General features: G+C 32.2%; 3 protein-coding genes. 1 reads left to right on the top strand and 2 read right to left on the bottom strand.

Features of this window, described 5'->3' with window-relative positions:
* Positions 1 to 156: hypothetical protein (locus tag IDG60_RS22260; RefSeq protein ID WP_241013355.1), on the bottom strand; the 156-nt coding region annotated here is incomplete at its 3' end.
* A complete protein-coding gene (sfaA, locus tag IDG60_RS09235; protein ID WP_000170400.1) occupies positions 143 to 1336 on the bottom strand; it encodes a staphyloferrin A export MFS transporter in 1194 nt (397 codons plus the stop codon). The genes sfaA and IDG60_RS22260, both read right to left, overlap by 14 nt.
* 101 nt (positions 1337 to 1437) lie before the next feature.
* Between sfaA and sfaD the strand changes: the two genes are divergently transcribed.
* Positions 1438 to 3389, top strand: a 1952-nt coding sequence (sfaD, locus tag IDG60_RS09230) for a D-ornithine--citrate ligase SfaD (protein ID WP_206160638.1), incomplete at its 3' end; no start/stop codon positions are given.

Here is a 3389-nt window from a genome sequence, read left to right as displayed (position 1 = left end):
TTCAATAGTCAACACATGCATATGATACTGAATTTCAATTAAAGATCCTTTTTGCGAAATAAATGTTTGCTCGGGGTAAATACGTTCTTTAATAATGGCGTTAATTACACGATATTGAATATTTCTATCTGCCTTTGCCCATTCAAGATATACCATGATTACTTTCCTCCAACTTTAACTTCAACTTTCTATTTATAAAATAGAATACCATTGTAATGCATATAGTACTTATTCCCATTATTGAAAAAGTTCTAACAATGCCAAACACATCTGCACATATACTCATTAACAGACTTCCCAATGGAATCATACCTCTATCCATCATAATAATACTCAGTACTTTACCACGTTCATAATCTTTAACATTATTTTGAAAATAAACGCGATTTGTCGTACGTGCCCATTGACTAAATAACCCAATCAATGTAATACAAATGAACATGATGACAATATTGTGAAATACCACACCTAACAAAGCAATGCCAAATAAAAGTGAACTTAAATAATACATATTTACCATACCAATATATTTAAGTACTTTAGGTAAAACTAGCGTTGCAATAATACCACCAATGGCACACATCGTCATAGCGATACCAAATATTTCAGATTTCCCCGGAAATACTTTGTTTGTCAAAACTGGTAAAAGTGTCGTATATGAAAAACCTGTCGCCATAATCAATAATGATGTTATAAATATTTGTCGACCTTCCATATGTAATTTGAAGTAATCTATAATAACTTTTAACGGCATGTATCTTGTTGCATCTTCAGGTATTTTAGTTACTTTAAAATGTAATGGTAAGCATAATAAAGCTGCGATAAAATAACAAATTGCCTGTGCAAGAAATGTTGTTGGCGCATGATAGACTGCTAATATGACACCAGCAATGGCAGGCCCTATTGAACGACAAATATTAATGATGAATGAATGAAATGATACAGCTTGTGTAGTAGATATTTTATCTGATAAATCTGGTAAGATTGCTTGTCTTAAAGGTGTTTCAACCGCACTTAAAATCCCTCTTAATGTCGCATATATAATAATGACGCTAATTGGAATTGCAGTGAAACTATACGTGAGCACACATAAAATTGCAGTTACTAAAAATGATGATGAAATTGTAATTCTCAGCAATCGCCCTTTATCATATTTATCGGCAATTGCCCCTGCCCACACACTTAGTAATAATATTGGTACAAGTCTGCAAAAATTGACAATCCCCAGATAAACTGCGTTATGATAAGTGGTAAGTACAAACCAATTTAGCCCTATTTGTCCAATCCAATTACCTAGAAATAGTAGAAAAGAACTGCTAAAAAAATATTTTGTCATAAAACTTACACCCGCATTCTGTTGATAATAAGAATCATTATCATTAATATGGATTATACAAATCTATCTTGCTTTTGTAAAATATTTCATAGAGGTGAATTATGAACTTGAACTTAATTTTTAAAGAACAGACATTAAAATTTAACAAAGAAGAACAAGAAACATATTTATTTTTACAACAACATAATAGCGATTGGGCTAATATTTTTAAAGAGATGATTTTACAAGGAAGAGATAAAGTCACTCAGAGATTAGTCACATCAATGCATCGCGAAAACTTAGTTAAAGCGCGCACTCAAAGTAAGAAAATATTGAGTCGTGATTTGATTATGTTAGATATCTCAACGACTCATATACTAGAAATCCAGTTCCCACAAGCTAAGCAAACATTATATGCTCCTATCACTGGAGAACACGCCTTTGATCGAATTGATGTTGAAGGCCCTTTCTACATTAAAGATGACATTACAAATACGATTACACGAGTACACCATCCAAATGAAATTCTTGAGTGTATTTTAATTGAAGCACCAGATTTAAAAAATGCTGCTAGTGATCAATTTCAGCAAGATTTAATAAACAGTGCAACTAATATGACATTTGCAATTAGCTATCAAGCACTGTCAATGCAACATGATTCTGCACCTTTATTTAATATTATCGAAAATAGCGAAGATAGTTACTTGCGTTCAGAGCAAGCCGTTATTGAAGGTCATCCGCTACATCCTGGGGCTAAATTACGTAAAGGTTTAAATGCATTACAAACATTCCTATATTCTTCAGAATTTAATCAACCTATTAAGTTGAAAATAGTACTGATTCACAGTAAATTAAGTCGTACTATGTCACTGTCTAAAGATTATGATACAACTGTTCATCAGCTATTTCCGGACTTAATTAAACAATTAGAAAATGAATTTACGCCAAACTTTAACTTTAATGATTATCACATTATGATTGTACATCCATGGCAATTAGATGACGTATTACATTCTGATTATCAAGCAGAAGTAGATAAAGAATTAATCATTGAAGCAAAACATACGTTGGATTATTATGCCGGTTTATCTTTCAGAACATTAGTTCCTAAATACCCAGCTATGTCGCCACACATCAAATTGTCGACAAACGTTCATATTACAGGTGAAATTCGTACATTATCAGAACAAACGACGCACAATGGTCCACTAATGACACGTATTTTAAATGATATTTTGGAGAAAGATGTCATATTTAAGTCCTATGCATCAACAATTATTGATGAAGTTGCTGGTATTCATTTTTATAATGAGCAAGACGAAGTAGACTATCAAACTGAACGAAGTGAACAATTAGGTACATTATTTAGAAAAAACATATACCAAATGATTCCACAAGAAGTCACACCAATGATTCCTTCAAGCTTAGTTGCAACCTACCCATTTAACAATGAATCACCTATCGTGACATTGATTAAACGTTATCAATCAGCTGCATCATTGTCTGATTTTGAATCATCGGCGAAATCGTGGATTGAAACTTATAGTAAAGCATTGCTTGGTCTCGTAATCCCACTAGTTACTAAATATGGCATTGCATTAGAGGCTCACTTGCAAAATGCTATTGCAACATTTCGGAAAGATGGTCTATTGGACACGATGTATATTAGAGACTTTGAAGGTTTAAGAATTGATAAAGCACAACTAAATGAAATGGGATACAGTACATCTCATTTCCATGAAAAATCAAGAATTCTTACTGATTCAAAAACGTCTGTGTTTAACAAAGCCTTTTATTCTACCGTTCAAAACCATTTAGGCGAATTAATTCTTACAATCTCTAAAGCATCAAATGATTCAAACTTAGAAAGACATATGTGGTATATCGTTCGTGATGTACTAGATAACATTTTTGATCAACTTGTACTTTCGACACACAAATCTAATCAAGTAAATGAGAATCGCATAAATGAAATTAAAGATACCATGTTCGCGCCATTTATAGATTATAAGTGTGTTACAACAATGCGTCTTGAAGATGAGGCACATCATTATACTTATATTAAAGTTAATAA

The organism is Staphylococcus sp. EG-SA-2, from assembly GCF_017152085.1.
This window is presented reverse-complemented; position numbering and strand designations above follow the sequence as displayed.